Origin of the sequence: Halopseudomonas pachastrellae, from assembly GCF_900114765.1 — a bacterium.
GTDB classification, from domain to species: Bacteria; Pseudomonadota; Gammaproteobacteria; order Pseudomonadales; family Pseudomonadaceae; genus Halopseudomonas; species Halopseudomonas pachastrellae.
In genome coordinates this window covers 124,929-140,768 of record NZ_FOUD01000012.1, presented here as the reverse complement: position 1 = coordinate 140,768, position 15,840 = coordinate 124,929, and the positions used below count along the sequence as shown (strand labels likewise).

The window sequence follows — 15,840 nt, the reverse complement described above, 5'->3', positions numbered from 1 at the left end:
ACCCGCAGCAATGCCGAGAGTGTCCATTACGAGACCAATGCACTCGCAGTCGAAACCACGTCAAGGTTGTCGTGCGGCATGTCTGGGAGGACGCCAAGGAGCGGATTAACCAGAATCGTCTTACCCCTGAAGGCAAGCGCATCTATGCCAGGCGCAAGGAAACCGTCGAGCGCAGCTTTGCGGACGCCAAGGAGCTGCACGGGCACCGTTATGCCCGATTCCGTGGACTGCGCAAGGTAATGAAACAGTGCCTGCTGGCAGCCGCCTGCCAAAACATGAAGAAGATTGCCCGCCTGCTGGCGATGCTTTTACGCCTGCAATCCGGGATAAGAAGCGGCACTTGGCTGCGAGGCTGGAAATGGAGCTGCTCGGACGGTTTTTAGCGGTTAGCTGGCTAAATTACCCGACACCTGCAAAATCATTACAAACACCCCAGAAAAACGAGACCCCGCGAAAACGCGGGGTTCGTCAGCAGTCTGAAACCGGCCTAGGCCGGTTTTTTGTTCAGCAAGAACTGCGAATCAGGCGGCTTCAGCCATGGCCTTGATGTGCGCGTTCAGGCGGCTCTTGTGGCGAGCGGCCTTGTTCTTGTTGATGATGCCTTTGTCAGCCATGCGGTCGATGACTGGAACGGCAGCAGTGTAAGCGGCCTTGGCTTTGTCGAGGTCCTTGGCGTCAATCGCCTTGACTACGTTTTTGATGTAGGTACGGACCATGGAGCGCAGGCTTGCATTGTGGTTGCGGCGCTTCTCGGCCTGCTTGGCGCGTTTCTTGGCTTGAGGTGAGTTGGCCACCGTCTTGCTCCTCAGAAAATCTGGATGAATTAGGTACAAATAAGGCCGCGTACTATGCCGCCGCTCTTATCGAATGTCAAGCCTGTATGAGGAGGCTTGAACGGCCCTGTTGATCAGTGGTCACAGTGGCCGAGGTGGCGGCATTTTACACCTAAGCTGCCTGACAATGGCAGCGGTGCGCCGCTATTATGGCGCTTTTATTTCGGTGCGATACTTCATGTCCCAATCTGCTGCCCCCGAACCCGCTACTCCCAAGGCGCCCAGCCTGCTCAGATCCGGCATGGTGGTGAGTGTCATGACCTTGTTGTCTCGGGTGTTGGGCATGGTTCGGGACATTGTGGTTGCGGCCTATTTTGGTTCGCAGTCGGAGGCTGACGCGTTTTTTATCGCCTTCAAGATTCCGAACTTTTTGCGCCGTTTGTTTGCTGAGGGCGCCTTTGCGCAGGCTTTTGTGCCGGTGCTCTCGGAATACCGCACCAAGTTCACATTGGCGCAGGTGCGCCAGCTGGTGGACCGGGTAACCGGCACCCTGGGGCTGACGCTGGCCGGAATTACCGCCCTGGGTGTGGCGGGCTCGCCGGTGCTGATTACCCTGTTTGCGCCCGGCTTTCATGATGATGCCGCCAAGCTGTCGCTGGCGACCGACATGTTGCGCATTACCTTTCCATACCTGTTCCTGATTTCGCTGACCGCGCTCTGCGGTTCGATTCTGAACAGTTACGGTCGCTTCGCTGTTCCTGCCTTTACCCCGGTGTTGCTGAACGTCAGCATGATTGGCGCGACTCTGTGTCTGACCCCCTATTTTGAGCAGCCCATCATGGCGCTGGCCTGGGGGGTGTTTATCGCCGGTGTGGCGCAGCTGCTGTTCCAGCTGCCGTTCCTTGCGCAGATCAAGCTGCTGCCGGTGCCAAGGCCCAATCGCAAGGACCCGGGTGTCAAGCGCATCATGACGTTGATGATTCCGGCGCTCTTTGGCGTGTCGGTCAGTCAGATCAACCTGTTGCTGGACACGGTGCTGGCCTCCTTCCTGCAAACGGGCAGCATTTCCTGGCTGTATTACGCCGACCGCCTGTCTGAGTTGCCGCTGGGGGCCTTTGGTATCGCCATTGGGACGGTCATTCTGCCTGCTCTGTCTCGCCAGCATGCCGGCGAAGACCTGAGGGCCTTCGGGCGCACGATGGACTGGGCGGTGCGCATGGTGCTGCTGGTCGGGGTGCCGGCGGCGCTGGCGCTGTTGCTGTTGTCGGAGCCGTTGATTGCGACGCTGTTTCATTACGGTGCGATGACCGATGCAGACGTGGGGCAGTCGGCAGCAGCGCTGCGTGCCTACGCGATCGGCGTGATGACCTTCATGCTGATCAAGGTGCTGGCGCCCGGCTACTTTGCGCGCCAGGACACCAAAACGCCGGTGCGCATCGCCATTATCTGCATGGTGGCCAACATGGGGCTGAACCTGTTGTTGATCTGGCCGTTGCAGCATGTGGGGCTGGCGTTGGCAACCTCGCTGTCGGCGCTGCTCAATGCCGGGCTGCTTTGGTGGGGGCTGCGCCGCGATGGTGTGTATCACGCGCAGCCGGGCTGGCCGCGCTTTGCCTTGCGCTTGGTGCTGGCCACCGCTGCCATGGCGGCGCTGCTGATATGGCTGGTGCCGGCAACGCCGGATTGGCTCGCCTGGGGCTGGCAACGCAAGGCCTGGGAAATGACCCTATTGGTGGTGGGCGGAATGCTGGTGTACCTGGCGGTGCTGTTCGCTCTGGGCTTGCGCCTGCGCGAGCTGAGGGCGGGGCAGGGTTGAACGGCATGACGGGCGGCCCTGCAAGTCTGTATACTGCTGCGTTTCGATTGATCCACCTTTGACGAGCAATATGGAACTGGTCCGCGGTTTACATAACCTGCGGCCCCGGCACCGGGGCTGCGTCGCCACCATCGGCAACTTCGACGGCGTACATGTTGGCCACCAGGCTATTCTGGCGCGCCTGCGTGCGCACTCAGAGCGCCTTGGCCTGCCTGGCTGTGTGGTGATTTTCGAGCCGCAACCCCGTGAATTTTTCGCGCCTGATGCCGCGCCGCCGCGTTTGACGCGCCTGCGCGAGAAGCTCGCGCTGTTGCAGCAGCACGGCCTTGATCGGGTGCTCTGCCTGGCGTTTAACCGCCGCTTGCGTGAGCTGAGCGCCGAGCAGTTTGTTCAACAGGTACTGATTGAGGGCCTGGGTGTGCGCCATCTGGAAGTGGGTGACGACTTCCGCTTTGGTTGTGATCGCTCCGGCGACTTTGCCTTTTTGCAAGATAGCGGCGCCAAGCACGGCTTTACCGTCGAGGCGGCCAACACCGTGGCCGAGAATGGCGAGCGCATCAGCAGCACCCGTCTGCGCCAGGTGCTGGCAGAGGGCGACTTTATTCTTGCCTCGTTGCTGTTGGGGCGCCCGTTCAGCATTACCGGACGCGTGGTCTATGGTCAGCAGTTGGGCCGTACGCTGGGAGCGCCGACCGCCAATGTGCAGCTCAAGCGCGTGAATCCGCCGCTGCACGGCGTTTACCGCGTCAGCGCTGAGGTGGATGGTGTGGTGCGCAAGGGCGTGGCCAACATCGGCAAGCGCCCGTCGGTCAGCGGTGACGGCAAGGCACACCTTGAGGTGCACCTGTTTGATTTTTCCGGCGATCTCTACGGGCGTCGCCTGACAGTGGTATTTCATCAGAAACTGCGAGACGAGCAGCGTTTCGACTCGCTGGACGCATTGCAGGCAGCGATCAAGGCCGATTTTGCTGCCGCCAGGGCCCAGTGGGGCCTGTGAATTTTTCGAGAGCCTGACACAACATGACCGACTACAAAGCGACATTGAACCTGCCCGCCACGGACTTCCCGATGAAGGCCGGGCTGCCGAACCGCGAACCCGAGACCCTCAAGCGTCTGGACGGGCTGTATCAGCGGATTCGCGAGGTCAGCCAGGGGCGCCCGCAGTTCATCCTGCACGACGGCCCTCCCTACGCCAACGGCGTGATTCACATCGGTCATGCACTGAACAAGATCATCAAGGACATGATTGTCCGCTCCAAGACCCTGTCGGGTTTTGATGCACCCTACGTTCCGGGCTGGGACTGTCACGGCCTGCCGATCGAGCACAAGGTTGAGACTACCCACGGTAAACACTTGCCGCCCGAGCAGGTGCGCGCGCTGTGCCGCGAATACGCAGGCGAGCAGGTTGCCCTGCAGAAGGCAGACTTTATTCGCCTGGGCGTGCTGGGTGATTGGGACAACCCCTACCTGACCATGAACTTTGCCAACGAGGCGGGTGAAATCCGCGCCTTGGGCCGTTTGGTCGAGCAAGGTGTGGTGTTCAAGGGTCTGAAACCGGTCAACTGGTGTTTTGACTGCGGCTCGGCGCTGGCCGAGGCGGAAGTGGAATACCAGGACAAGAGCTCAGAGGCCATTGATGTTGCCTTTGTGGCGGAAGATACCGACAAGCTCGCCGCTGCCTTTGGTCTGTCAGAACTGAGCAAGCCCGCCGCGATCGTCATCTGGACCACCACTCCCTGGACCATCCCGGCCAACCAGGCGCTGAACGTCCACCCTGAATTCAACTACGCGCTGGTCGATACCGGCGAGCGTCTGCTGGTGCTGGCCGAAGATCTGGTCGAGAGCTGCCTGGAGCGCTACGGCCTCGAGGGGCAGGTGCTGGCAACCGCTGAAGGTGCAGCGCTTGAGCTGATCCGTTTCCGTCACCCGCTGTACGAGCGCTTCTCGCCGGTCTATCTGGCCGAGTATGTTGAGCTGGACGCCGGTACCGGCGTCGTTCACTCGGCGCCGGCCTACGGTGAGGACGACTTCCGTACCTGCAAGCAGTACGGCATGAGCAATGACGACATTCTCAGCCCGGTACAAAGCAATGGCGTGTACGTGTCTGACCTGCCGTTCTTTGGTGGCCAGTTCATCTGGAAGGCTAATCCGGCCATTGTTGCCAAGCTGGAAGAAGTCGGTGCGCTGCTCAAGCACAACCGCATCCAGCACAGCTACATGCACTGCTGGCGCCACAAAACGCCGCTGATCTACCGCGCCACTGCGCAGTGGTTTGTCGGCATGGACGTACCGGTCGATGGCGGTGCCACGCTGCGCGAGCGCGCCCTCAAGGCCATTGAAGAAACCGAGTTTGTTCCGGCCTGGGGCAAGCAGCGCCTGCACAACATGATTGCCGGTCGTCCGGACTGGTGTATCTCCCGTCAGCGTAACTGGGGTGTGCCGATCCCGTTCTTCCTGCATCGCGAGACGGGCGAGCTGCATCCGCGTACCGTTGAGCTGATCGAGCAGGTGGCCCAGCGGGTCGAGCAGCAGGGCATTGATGCCTGGTTCAATCTGGATGCTGCCGAGCTGCTGGGTGACGAGGCGCCGCTGTACGAGAAGACCAGCGATACGCTGGATGTATGGTTTGACTCCGGGACAACCCACTGGCACGTGATGCGTGGCTCGCACCCCATGGGGCATGATGAAGGCCCGCGCGCCGATCTGTATCTGGAAGGCTCTGACCAGCACCGTGGCTGGTTCCACTCGTCCTTGCTGACCGGTGCGGCCATTGACGGGCACGCGCCCTATCGGGGCCTGCTGACCCACGGTTTTACCGTTGACGAGAAGGGCCGCAAGATGTCCAAGTCGCTGGGCAACACCATTGCCCCGCAGAAGGTCAACGACACGCTGGGCGCTGACATCCTGCGTCTGTGGGTATCGTCGACCGACTACTCGGCTGAAATGGCGGTATCTGACCAGATTCTGCAGCGCAGTGCCGATGCCTATCGTCGCATCCGCAATACCGCGCGCTTCCTGCTGTCCAACCTGAACGGCTTTGACCCGGCGACCGATGCGCTGCCGGCCGACCAGATGCTTGATCTGGACCGCTGGGCGGTGGATCGCGCACGCCTGCTGCAGCAGGAAATTGTTGAGGCCTACGATACTTACCGCTTCTGGAATGTGTACCAGAAGATTCACAACTTCTGTGTGCAGGAGCTGGGCGGTTTTTACCTGGATATCATCAAGGACCGTCAGTACACCACGCAGGCCAACAGCGTGGCGCGCCGCTCCTGCCAGACGGCGCTGTACCACATTGCCGAAGCGCTGGTGCGCTGGATTGCGCCGATTCTGAGCTTCACCGCCGAGGAGTTGTGGCAGTACCTGCCGGGTGAGCGCAATGATTCTGTGATGCTCAACACCTGGTACGAGGAGCTGGCAGAGCTGCCGGAAGGCCAGGCTCTGGGTCGTGAGTTCTGGGCCGACGTGATGCGCGTGAAGGAAGCGGTCAACAAGGAAATCGAGAACCTGCGTAACGCCAAGACCCTGCGCGGTAACCTGGAAGCAGAAGTAACCCTGTTCGTTGACCAGTCGCTGCAAGAGCGCCTGGCCCAGCTGGGCGATGAGCTGCGCTTTGTACTGATCACCTCTCAGGCCGCACTGGCGCCGTTGGCGCAGGCCGACGAGCAGGCGGTGGCCACCGAGGTTGACGGTCTGAAACTGCGAATCGTCAAGTCGGCTGCGACCAAGTGCGCACGTTGCTGGCACCTGCGTGATGACGTTGGCAGCAACCCGGCGCACCCGGAGATCTGCGGCCGCTGCGTAGAAAACATCGAAGGTGCTGGCGAGGTGCGCAAGCATGCCTGATCTGCGTCGCGGCAGTCTGGTCTGGCTCTGGTTGTCGGTTGTCGTCATCGCGCTGGATCAGGTGACCAAGTGGATCGCGGTGGACACCCTGCAGATGTATCAGCAGGTGCCGATCATTGATGGCCTGTTCAGCTTTACGCTGGCCTATAACACCGGTGCCGCATTCAGCTTTCTGGCTGATGCCAGCGGCTGGCAGCGCTGGTTGTTCGCCGGCATTGCCGTCGTGGTGAGCGTGGTGTTGTGCGTCTGGCTGGCGCGGCTGGACCGCGCGCGCAGGATGGAAGCGATTGCACTGGCGCTGATCCTTGGTGGCGCCCTGGGTAACCTCTATGATCGGGTTATCCACGGCAAGGTGACCGACTTTATTTTGGTGCACTGGCAGCAAAGCTGGTTCTTCCCGGCATTCAATATCGCCGACAGCGCCATTACCGTCGGTGCCGCGCTGCTGCTGCTCGACATGTTTTTTGGTCGCAAGCCTGAGTAATAACGCGCGCCTGCCCCCTGTGAGGCGGGCGCCGCCGTCCTGATGAGATAGATGCCATGACAGAAAGCCGAATCGGTCACGACTCCGAGGTGACCCTGCACTTTACCCTCAAGCTGCCCAACGGTGACGTGGTCGATACGACGCTGGACAAGCAGCCGGCGACCTTCAAGGTAGGGGATGGCAGCCTGCTGCCCGGATTTGAGCAGGTGCTGTTCGGACTCAAGGCCGGCGATGCCCGCAGCTTTGAGATTGACCCTGAGCGCGGTTTCGGCCCGGGCAATGAGCAGAACATCCAGACTGTGCCGCGCGATCAGTTCAACGAAATGGAGCTGGAGCCGGGCTTGCTAGTGATCTTTACCGATGCCGCCGGTGGTGAGTTGCCCGGCGTGGTCAAGCAGGTGCATGATCAGGTGGTCGAGGTGGACTTCAATCATCCGCTGGCCGGCAAGGTCATTACCTTTGATGTCGAGATTGTCGACGTACGCTAGCGAGCACCAAGAGGCTACTCATGCAGATTAAACTGGCCAATCCACGCGGCTTCTGCGCCGGTGTTGACCGTGCCATTGAGATCGTCAATCGCGCGCTCGAAGTGTTCGGCCCGCCAATCTATGTGCGTCACGAAGTGGTGCATAACAAGTTTGTGGTGGAAGACCTGCGCAACCGCGGCGCTGTGTTTGTTGAGGAGATCGACCAGGTGCCGGATGACGTCATTGTCATCTTCAGTGCGCACGGTGTATCTCAGGCGGTGCGGCAGCAGGCGGAAGATCGCGGGCTCAAGGTGTTTGATGCTACCTGCCCGCTGGTCACCAAGGTGCACATGGAGGTAACCCGCTACAGCCGAGACGGCCGTGAGTGCATTCTGATCGGTCATGCCGGTCACCCGGAGGTGGAAGGCACCATGGGGCAGTACGACGCCAGCAACGGTGGCGCCATCTATCTGGTCGAAGACGAGGACGATGTAGCGCGTCTGTCGGTACGCGACCCCCAGCGCCTGGCGTTTGTCACCCAGACAACTTTGTCGATGGATGACACCGCCAAGGTGATCGATGCGCTGCGTGCGCGTTTCCCGGCCATTGACGGGCCGCGCAAGGACGACATCTGCTATGCCACCCAGAACCGTCAGGACGCGGTCAAGCAGCTTGCCGCCGAGTGCGATGTGGTGTTGGTGGTAGGCAGCCCCAACAGCTCCAACTCCAACCGCCTGCGCGAGCTGTCCGAGCGTATGGGCACGCCGGCCTACCTGATTGACGGTGCCAGCGAGATTCAGGCTGCCTGGCTGCAGGGCGTTGGCAAGATTGGTGTCACCGCTGGGGCGTCGGCGCCAGACGTGCTGGTGCGCCAAGTGATCGAGCATCTGCATGCCCAGGGCGCGACCGGCGCGGAGGAGCTGGCTGGCAAGGAAGAGAATATCGTCTTCAGTGTGCCGAAAGAGCTGCGGATTGTTGATCTGAGCTGAGGCATTGAGGCGCCAGGCCGACTGGCTGTAGGGACGCGACATGTAGCGTCCGCGATCCCCCGCCGCCGCCCGCCGCTGCGGCCAAAGCAAGTGGTTGGCCTCTACATCCGGAATACCGGCCCGGAGGACTTGCCGTCCAAGCGTTGCGTAACCTCGCGCATCAACGCTGGAACCTCTGCGGCTAGGTACGCCCAGAACCGCTCGTCGTTTACTGTGGCTGCTACCAACGCTGCTGGCAAAAAACGCTGCATCTCCAACCGGAACTCGCGTTTGACGTTGGCGTCCTCAACCAAAGAACGCGCACGTTGCTGCGCGGTTGCCAAGAAGACCTGCGCTGATACGCCGTGATCATCCAGTTTAGACGGTATTAACTCAAATGCCGGGACTATAAGCCGCTGCTTCAGCCAGAGCAGGTCCCAGATGTCCCGATTCTTGATACGTCCCCGGCGCAATCCGAAGGCTAGAATCTTGTCTGCGTAAATCTCTTCCAAAGACTCCGCCCGGACAATCAGCCCTGCGGTTCCCATGTCCACTCCATAAGGGTTGAGCAACATCTTCGCGCGAGGCTGGTAGCTCGGAATAGAGCAGACATCAATATTGATACGCTGGGCCGGCAGATTTTTGGCCTCTGGCCGGGTCTGCACCTTCAGCTTCCATGTGTCCACATTGCCGACTTCTTTCTTTGGCTCGCTTACCTCTACAGCGAGACCGTATTTGGTTTGCAAGCGCTCGGTCAACACTGGCTTCAACTGGGCCAGCGCGGCACGATCAAAGTTGACGCCACCGGTAAAATCCAGGTCCTCGCTCAAGCGGTTGGAACCGTAGCAAGCGCGGAGGCAGGTGCCGCCAATAAAGCACAGCGTGTCGAGCAGGCCGCAGTCGCTCAGCACCCGCATGACGTCGTGATGCAGCAGCTCCTTCTCCACGACCACCCGCAGCGGCGCGAGATCTACTTGCTGGCTGAGTGCTTGGTCTACCAGGCGATCAAATAAGCTCATCGGCAACCTCCCAGTCGATTAGGTCCATACTGCGGCGGGCAGCTTTCATGTCCCTCAGGGCTTGCGCTGGATTCGCGCGCCACATTCCACAGGCGGTGTCATAGGCTAGCTGCTCGGCAATGGCCGACGGGTTCTGCCGGGTATGCACAAACTCGATATGACCCCAGCGGCCGCAGTCGATCACACTGCTACGTCCGGACGACATCAGGGTGAGCCAGCTCTGCGGCACTTGAGAAATGATGCCGCAGTCGCTCAAGGCCGTTTCCAGGCTGATGTAATTGAACTCATGCGCACGCAATCGAGCCGCCACATGAAACAGCAGGCGACCATCAGAGGACCACGCAGGAAGGTACAGGTAAATACCGCGGCACACCCGCTCTAAGCGTTGGCCCTTGGCTGCCCTGCTGAGCAGTGCGCGAAAAGCGCCCTGGCTCAGTTCCGGCAGCAGTACCCGCATATCCGCAGCCGTGAACAAAAACCGATCAGATGAGGTAAGTGAATCCAGCCCCTGATACAGTCGCTGCAGGGGTTGCAGGGAGAAGCGTTCGGACAGCATGGCAGTAACTCAACAGAAAGTTACGAAAAGTGTAACTTAACGTAGACAAAGCGCAACCGTTGACCCTCGACACTCCGCAAAAGCCACAGGAACGTGAAGCCTACTCTCGTAGGGACGCGACATGTCGCGTCCGTGCCGCCTTACGGCTGGTTCCACAACCCACGTATCGCGGCGATGCCCTGTGCACCCGCGTTATGCGCCGCCGCCAAGTCGTCGCCAGTAAGCCCTCCCAGCAGATAAACCGGCAGGCGACAGTTGTTGAGCATGGCGTGGGCCTGCTCCCAGCCCAATGGGCTGGCTTCCGGATGTGATGCTGTAGGCAGCAAGGGCGACAGCACAGCAAAATCTACCCCAAGCCTCTCGGCCATCTGCAGCTCCTCGGCATCATGGCAGGACGCACTGAGCCAGCGCTCAGCGGGCAGTGGGCGTGTTGGTGGCGGCTGTTCGCACATCGCACGCAGTTGCCGTGATGTCAGGTGCCAGCCGGCACGGCGGTCTGCAGGTGGCTGATCCCCCTTGAGCATAAAGGTGGCCCGCGCTCCGTAGCGTTGCAGCACCTGCTCGCACAGGGCCTCATAGTCTTGGATGTCGAGCTGGGTTTGGCGCAGCTGAATCAGGCTGATGCCGGCGTCGATGGCGTGCTCTATGCCTTGCAGCACCTCTGTGGCGGCGCAATCGGGCGTAATCAGGTAGCGCTGGGGCAGTCTGGCTGCAGCTACGATAGGCTGGTTGGCCGCCGGGAAGGCATAGCTTGGCAGCTGGTGCTCGGTTACCCATCGGACCGGCTGGCCTTCTGCGCCGTGCGCCGTGCCCGTGAACTCGGATACCTCCCAGACATCCAGCCTGATGTGCTTGTCCGGGTAGTTGTGCTGCAGGTCAATCAGTGGTCGGGCCTGTTGTACGGTTATACCCAGTTCTTCATGCAGCTCGCGTTGTAATGCCTCCAGGCGGCTCTCGCCCGGCTCAAGCTTGCCGCCCGGAAACTCCCATAACCCGCCCTGGTGAGCGTCGTCTGGTCGTTTGGCAATCAGAATGCGGCGCTCGGCGTCGCGAATCACCGCAGCCATGACATGAATGCGGCGCATGGTCATTGTTCCGGCAGGTCGTCAGAGAACAGGTCCTGCTCTTCATTCTCGCCGCCGGGGATAACGTGTTCTTCGGCGGCCCAGGCGCCCAGGTCGATCAGCCGGCAGCGCTCGCTGCAGAACGGCCGCTGGGGGAAGGTTTCATTCCAGGACACCGGTGCCTGGCAGGTGGGGCAGTTGACGGTCAGCGTCATCAGGGGCGCTCCAGTAATTGCATATAGCGAGCGTGCAGTGCGTCAACCTGGGCATGCAGGGCGGCAAGGTCGCTGTCGTTGGTCAATACATCGTGGGCGTGGCGCAGGCGCTCCTCGCGCTGTGCCTGGGCCTGCATGATGGCGCGCACCTGTGCCTCGGGCACCGCATCGCGCTGCACGGTGCGCGCCAGCTGCATGGTCTCAGGCACATCGACAACGATTACCCGGCTGGTCAGGCTGTTCTGCCCGGACTCGACCAGCAAGGGGGAAACCAATAGCGCGTATGGGGAAGTGGCGGAGTGCAGGTCGGTGATGATCTCATCGCGGATCAGCGGGTGCAGCAATTGCTCCAGCCACTGCCGTTGTTCCGGAGCGGCAAAGACTGTTTCGCGCAGAGCGGCTCTGTTCAGTGTCCCGTCGTCGAGCAGCATGGCTTCGCCAAAGCGGTCGACGATGTGCGCCAATGCCGGGCGTCCCGGCTCAACCACGACACGAGACTTCTGGTCGGCATCCACAACATGAATGCCGTGGGCGGCGGCAAAGCGGTTGGCGGCAGCGGTTTTGCCGCTGCCAATGCCGCCGGTCAGGCCTATGATCATCCGGTGTTCCTTCGTTCAGGGCGCCGATCGTTATGGCCCCGGACAGGAGCGAGTCAGAAACCGGCGAAACGCAAATAATGGCCGGTAATTGTCTCACCCCAGATCAGAGCGATCCAGCCGGCGATGGCCAGGTAGGGGCCAAAGGGCAGGGGCGTACTGTTGTTGGCGCCGCGCGCCTTGAGAATGATCAGGCCCAAAATGGCGCCGACCAGAGAAGACAGCAGGATGGTCAGCGGCAGCACCTGCCAGCCACCCCAGGCGCCCAGCATGGCCAGCAGCTTGAAATCGCCGTAACCCATGCCTTCCTTGCCGGTAACCAGCTTGAATAGCCAGTAGACCGACCACAGACTCAGGTAGCCAGCAACGGCGCCCCAGAGCGCGGTGTTGAGGTCTGTGTACACGCCAAAGCTGTTGAGGATCAGGCCCAGCCACAGCAGTGGCAGGACGATGATGTCCGGCAGTAGCTGGGTATCGGCGTCAATCATGCTCAGGCAGACCAGCACCCAGGTGAGCACCAGCATGCCCGCGGTTGCCAGGCCAAAGCCCATTTGCCAGGCGACCAGCATGGAAAGCCCGGCAGTCAGCAGCTCGATTGCCGGGTAGCGCAGGCTGATCGGCTCTTTGCAGTTGCCGCAACGGCCGCGCAGCAGGAGGTAGCTGATGACCGGTATATTCTGCCAGGGTTTGATCTCGGTCTTGCACTTGGGGCAATGCGAGTGCGGCAGAATGAGGTTGTAAGTCGCCGGCGGCGCGTGCTCGCGATCCGGCTCAAGAATCTCCCGCGCCTGCTGTTGCCACTCAATTTCCAGCATGCGTGGTACGCGCAGAATGACCACGTTGAGAAAGCTGCCAATGATCAGGCCCAGGAGGCCGGCGAGCAAAATAAAGGCCAGCGGGGTGCTGGCCAGATAAGCGCTGAATTGCATGTGTTTAGACGACGTTACCGAGCTGGAAGATTGGGAGGTACATGGCGATGATGAGGCCGCCTACCAAGACACCCAGCACGCACATGATCATCGGCTCGAGCAGTGTCGTCAGGTTGTCAACTTTGTTGTCAACTTCTGCCTCGTAGTAGTCCGCTACCTTTTCCAGCATCCCGTCCAGGTTACCAGACTCCTCGCCGATGCCGGCCATTTGCACCGCGAGCGACGGGAACACATTGGTGGTACGCATTGAGAAGTGAAGTTGCGAGCCGGCAGAGACGTTCTCTTTGATTTTCATCACGGCGTTATAAAACACGACATTACCTGATGCCCCGGCGACAGAATCAAGGGCATCTACAAGAGGTACGCCCGCCGCAAAGGTTGTCGACAGCGTGCGTGCGTAGCGCGCTACGGCAGCCTGATAAATGATTTCGCCTACAATGGGGGCTTTGAGCAAGGTCCTGTCTTGGAAATCTCTGAAGGCTTTGGATCGGCGGTGCGCTTGTCCGTAGGCATAGCCCGCGACGATGATCATGACCAGCAGGATGAACCACCAAGATTGCAGCCATTCGGATAACGCGATGACGAAGGTGGTGAACGCGGGTAGCTCGGCGCCAAAGTTAGAGAAGACCTCTTGAAAGCTTGGTACCACTTTCAGCAGCAAAATTGCGGTTACGATAATCGCTACCACAATAACTGCAATCGGGTAGGTCATCGCTTTCTTGATTTTGGCTTTGAGGGCCTCGGTTTTCTCTTTGTAGGTCGCGATGCGGTCAAGCAGGGACTCGAGACGACCGGACTGTTCACCTGACTCGACGAGGTTGCAAAATAGGTCGTCAAAGTGCTGTGGATGCTGGCGCAGGGAGTCGGCTAGCGTATTACCAGCAGCCACATTGGTTTTAATCTCGTTGACGAGCTTGGCCAGGTTGGGGTTTTCAGCACCTTCCGCAATGATTTCGAAGGCCTGAATGATGGGTACGCCGGACTCCATCATTGTCGCCAGTTGCCGTGTGAAAAAGGCAATGTCGAGTGGCTTGATCGGCTTTGCCCGCTTGCTGAACAGGGTGGATTTGCGGTTGATCTTGGTGACCAAGATTCCCTGTTTTCGCAGCTGGTGTTTGATTAGCGCCGCATTTGCGCCCTGAATCTCACCAGTGATTTTGGTGCCTTTACGATCTTTTCCCTCCCATTTGAAAGGGAAAAGCTTTTCTTCCTTGGCCTTTTTGGCGGCGGCAGGGTTCTTTTTAAGTGCTGCTTGTTGCGCCATGACTTAGTCCTTGGTCACTCGGTTTACTTCCGCCAGACTGGTCACGCCCTCTTCGACCTTCATCAGGGCTGACTGACGTAAGTTTCTGAAGCCCTCGCTCTGGGCGACGTCTGAGATCTGAATCGAGTTGCCGTCTTCCATGATGATGCGTTGCATGGCCGGGGTGATCCTGACGACCTCATAGATACCAACACGTCCTTTATAACCGTCTTTGCAATTTTCGCAACCCACAGGGCCATAAATTGTCAGGCCTGCATCAATTTTTTCGTTGGAGAACCCTTCTTCGACCAGCGTTTCTCTTGGAACCTCCATTGGCTTCTTGCAGCTTTTGCAGAGGCGCCTGGCAAGACGTTGCGCGATGATGAGGTTTACTGATGTGGCGATGTTGAAGGATGGGACACCCATGTTGCGCATCCGGGTTAGTGTTTCGGCTGCGCTGTTGGTATGCAGTGTCGACATCACCATGTGGCCTGTTTGCGCGGCCTTGATGGCAATTTCAGCGGTTTCAAGATCGCGGATCTCACCCACCATGATGATGTCTGGGTCCTGACGGAGGAACGCGCGCAGGGCTTTTGCGAAATCCATCCCCTGCTTGGGGTTGACGTTGACCTGATTGATGCCCTCAAGGTTGATTTCAACAGGGTCTTCAGCGGTCGATATGTTCCGCTCGCTGGTGTTCAGGATGTTCAGGCCCGTATAAAGGGAGACCGTTTTGCCTGAGCCGGTGGGCCCTGTGACCAAGATCATGCCTTGTGGGCGTGATAGCGCCGCCAGATACATCTGCTTCTGGTCATCTTCGTAGCCCAGGGCATCAATACCCATTTTTGCACTTTCAGAGTCGAGGATCCGGAGTACTACTTTTTCGCCCCACAATGTAGGTAGGGTATTGACCCGGAAGTCGATGGCCTTGTTTTTGGATATCTTCAGCTTGATGCGGCCGTCCTGAGGTTTGCGACGCTCGGCGAGGTCCATCGAAGACATGACCTTCAGGCGAGCTGCGATGCGGACACCGAGCTGCTGCGGGGGTTTTGCCACCTCGTGGAGGACGCCGTCGGTGCGAAAGCGCACTCGGTACACCTTTTCATAGGGTTCGAAATGCAAGTCGGAAGAGCCCATGCGCACGGCGTCTAGCAGCATCTTGTTGACGAATCTTACGATCGGCGCGTCATCCGCTTCAGAGCCGCCTTCCTGTTTGTCTTCATCCTTTACTGCTTGAACGTCAAGTTCATCCAGGTCGGTATCCGCGATGTCTCCCAAGCCACCGGTTGGGTTGTCCAAGTATTTTTCTATCGCGCTATGCAGCTTGTCGTCTTCCACGATTACTGCATCGGTCATCAAGCCGGTGTTGAACTGAATGTCGCTAAGCGCTTGTTGATTGGTTGGGTCCGATAGGGCCAGGTACAGTCTGGAGCCCCTCTTGAACAGGGGCATAACGTTGTGCTGGCGTATCAGCTTTTCACTGACCAGTTCGCTGGGTTGCGCCTCCTTCTCCAGTGCTGCCAGGTCAAAGTAGGGGTAGCCGAACTCGTCTGCGCACACCATGGCTAGCGACTTTGCGTCGGCAAGCTTTCGTTGGACGAGGTGGGTAATGAACGGGATCTTATCTTGCGCTGCCTGTTGAGATGCTTTGCCCGCAGCTTCCGAGCTTAGGATCCCTTCTTGCACGATACGGCGTGCGAGCCCTGATAAAACGGGAGTTTCCATGAGGCCTTATGTTCCAATCAATCGTTACGCTTTACTCTTCACTATAGTACACGTGCCTTACTATTTGCACTGTTGTGCGGGTGAAGGCGTACGGGGTGTTTGATGTGTGACAAAAAAAGTCACTTTCGGCCTATTTGTG

Annotated in this window: 16 protein-coding genes; 7 read left to right on the top strand and 9 right to left on the bottom strand. The window is 59.4% G+C overall.

All coding sequences use genetic code 11. The features are described from left to right. Positions 1-383 (top strand): transposase (locus BM116_RS11090; protein WP_175494038.1); only part of this gene is annotated, 383 nt, incomplete at its 5' end. A 138-nt stretch (positions 384-521) separates the two neighbouring features. On the opposite strand, the gene rpsT is transcribed toward BM116_RS11090, so the two are convergent. Next, on the bottom strand, positions 522-794 hold the full coding sequence (gene rpsT / locus BM116_RS11085; protein ID WP_083725310.1) for a 30S ribosomal protein S20: 273 nt from the start codon (positions 792-794) through the stop codon (positions 522-524). Positions 795-1,011: 217 nt separating this feature from the next. Here rpsT and murJ point away from each other — a divergent pair, with 217 nt between their 5' ends. The 6 genes from murJ (at position 1,012) to ispH (ending at position 8,375) form a co-directional block, all read left to right on the top strand. After that, positions 1,012-2,589 (top strand): murein biosynthesis integral membrane protein MurJ, encoded by a 1,578-nt coding sequence (murJ, locus tag BM116_RS11080; protein ID WP_083725488.1) that lies wholly within the window; start codon positions 1,012-1,014, stop codon positions 2,587-2,589. 70 nt (positions 2,590-2,659) lie between these two features. Continuing rightward, complete coding sequence (gene ribF, locus BM116_RS11075; RefSeq protein WP_083725312.1) at positions 2,660-3,586, top strand: bifunctional riboflavin kinase/FAD synthetase; 927 nt, start codon at positions 2,660-2,662, stop codon at positions 3,584-3,586. A gap of 23 nt (positions 3,587-3,609) precedes the next feature. Continuing rightward, on the top strand, positions 3,610-6,435 hold the full coding sequence (gene ileS, locus BM116_RS11070) for an isoleucine--tRNA ligase (protein ID WP_083725314.1): 2,826 nt from the start codon (positions 3,610-3,612) through the stop codon (positions 6,433-6,435). Beyond that, positions 6,428-6,919 carry a signal peptidase II gene (lspA, locus tag BM116_RS11065; protein WP_083725316.1) on the top strand — a complete coding sequence of 164 codons (492 nt, stop codon included), beginning with the start codon at positions 6,428-6,430 and terminating at the stop codon, positions 6,917-6,919. Before ileS ends, lspA begins: the two co-directional genes overlap by 8 nt. 56 nt (positions 6,920-6,975) lie before the next feature. Next, on the top strand, positions 6,976-7,407 hold the full coding sequence (fkpB, locus tag BM116_RS11060; protein WP_083725318.1) for an FKBP-type peptidyl-prolyl cis-trans isomerase: 432 nt from the start codon (positions 6,976-6,978) through the stop codon (positions 7,405-7,407). A 20-nt stretch (positions 7,408-7,427) separates the two neighbouring features. After that, positions 7,428-8,375: a 4-hydroxy-3-methylbut-2-enyl diphosphate reductase gene (ispH, locus tag BM116_RS11055; RefSeq protein WP_083725320.1), complete on the top strand. Its 948-nt coding sequence runs from the start codon at positions 7,428-7,430 to the stop codon at positions 8,373-8,375. A 101-nt stretch (positions 8,376-8,476) separates the two neighbouring features. Here ispH and BM116_RS11050 read toward each other — a convergent pair whose 3' ends face one another. From BM116_RS11050 to pilB, 8 genes are all read right to left on the bottom strand, one after another. Beyond that, positions 8,477-9,373, bottom strand: a complete 897-nt coding sequence (locus BM116_RS11050; RefSeq protein ID WP_083725322.1) for a nucleotidyl transferase AbiEii/AbiGii toxin family protein — start codon at positions 9,371-9,373, stop codon at positions 8,477-8,479. Continuing rightward, positions 9,360-9,929 (bottom strand): type IV toxin-antitoxin system AbiEi family antitoxin, encoded by a 570-nt coding sequence (abiEi, locus tag BM116_RS11045; protein ID WP_083725324.1) that lies wholly within the window; start codon positions 9,927-9,929, stop codon positions 9,360-9,362. The genes BM116_RS11050 and abiEi overlap by 14 nt, the downstream gene beginning before the upstream one ends. Before the next feature lie 140 nt (positions 9,930-10,069). Then, on the bottom strand, positions 10,070-11,014 hold the full coding sequence (locus BM116_RS11040) for a Nudix family hydrolase (RefSeq protein WP_083725326.1): 945 nt from the start codon (positions 11,012-11,014) through the stop codon (positions 10,070-10,072). 2 nt (positions 11,015-11,016) lie between these two features. Beyond that, positions 11,017-11,208, bottom strand: a complete 192-nt coding sequence (gene yacG, locus BM116_RS11035; protein WP_083725328.1) for a DNA gyrase inhibitor YacG — start codon at positions 11,206-11,208, stop codon at positions 11,017-11,019. Continuing rightward, complete coding sequence (gene coaE / locus BM116_RS11030; protein ID WP_083725330.1) at positions 11,208-11,807, bottom strand: dephospho-CoA kinase; 600 nt, start codon at positions 11,805-11,807, stop codon at positions 11,208-11,210. The genes yacG and coaE overlap by 1 nt, the downstream gene beginning before the upstream one ends. A 53-nt stretch (positions 11,808-11,860) precedes the next feature. Then, a complete protein-coding gene (locus tag BM116_RS11025; protein ID WP_083725332.1) occupies positions 11,861-12,733 on the bottom strand; it encodes a prepilin peptidase in 873 nt (290 codons plus the stop codon). Between the two features lie 4 nt (positions 12,734-12,737). Then, complete coding sequence (locus tag BM116_RS11020; protein ID WP_083725334.1) at positions 12,738-13,997, bottom strand: type II secretion system F family protein; 1,260 nt, start codon at positions 13,995-13,997, stop codon at positions 12,738-12,740. A 3-nt stretch (positions 13,998-14,000) separates the two neighbouring features. Beyond that, complete coding sequence (gene pilB / locus BM116_RS11015; RefSeq protein WP_083725336.1) at positions 14,001-15,701, bottom strand: type IV-A pilus assembly ATPase PilB; 1,701 nt, start codon at positions 15,699-15,701, stop codon at positions 14,001-14,003. Positions 15,702-15,840: the final 139 nt, after the last annotated feature.

What these genes read in the sequence shown, in the direction of transcription:
- ispH (WP_083725320.1), top strand. Translation starts at nt 7,428, where the DNA reads ATGCAGATTAAACTGGCCAATCCACGCGGCTTCTGCGCCGGTGTTGAC.
- BM116_RS11020 (WP_083725334.1), bottom strand. Translation starts at nt 13,997, where the DNA reads ATGGCGCAACAAGCAGCACTTAAAAAGAACCCTGCCGCCGCCAAAAAG.
- lspA (WP_083725316.1), top strand. Translation starts at nt 6,428, where the DNA reads ATGCCTGATCTGCGTCGCGGCAGTCTGGTCTGGCTCTGGTTGTCGGTT.
- BM116_RS11025 (WP_083725332.1), bottom strand. Translation starts at nt 12,733, where the DNA reads ATGCAATTCAGCGCTTATCTGGCCAGCACCCCGCTGGCCTTTATTTTG.
- BM116_RS11040 (WP_083725326.1), bottom strand. Translation starts at nt 11,014, where the DNA reads ATGCGCCGCATTCATGTCATGGCTGCGGTGATTCGCGACGCCGAGCGC.
- ileS (WP_083725314.1), top strand. Translation starts at nt 3,610, where the DNA reads ATGACCGACTACAAAGCGACATTGAACCTGCCCGCCACGGACTTCCCG.
- yacG (WP_083725328.1), bottom strand. Translation starts at nt 11,208, where the DNA reads ATGACGCTGACCGTCAACTGCCCCACCTGCCAGGCACCGGTGTCCTGG.
- coaE (WP_083725330.1), bottom strand. Translation starts at nt 11,807, where the DNA reads ATGATCATAGGCCTGACCGGCGGCATTGGCAGCGGCAAAACCGCTGCC.
- BM116_RS11050 (WP_083725322.1), bottom strand. Translation starts at nt 9,373, where the DNA reads ATGAGCTTATTTGATCGCCTGGTAGACCAAGCACTCAGCCAGCAAGTA.
- ribF (WP_083725312.1), top strand. Translation starts at nt 2,660, where the DNA reads ATGGAACTGGTCCGCGGTTTACATAACCTGCGGCCCCGGCACCGGGGC.
- murJ (WP_083725488.1), top strand. Translation starts at nt 1,012, where the DNA reads ATGTCCCAATCTGCTGCCCCCGAACCCGCTACTCCCAAGGCGCCCAGC.
- abiEi (WP_083725324.1), bottom strand. Translation starts at nt 9,929, where the DNA reads ATGCTGTCCGAACGCTTCTCCCTGCAACCCCTGCAGCGACTGTATCAG.
- fkpB (WP_083725318.1), top strand. Translation starts at nt 6,976, where the DNA reads ATGACAGAAAGCCGAATCGGTCACGACTCCGAGGTGACCCTGCACTTT.
- pilB (WP_083725336.1), bottom strand. Translation starts at nt 15,701, where the DNA reads ATGGAAACTCCCGTTTTATCAGGGCTCGCACGCCGTATCGTGCAAGAA.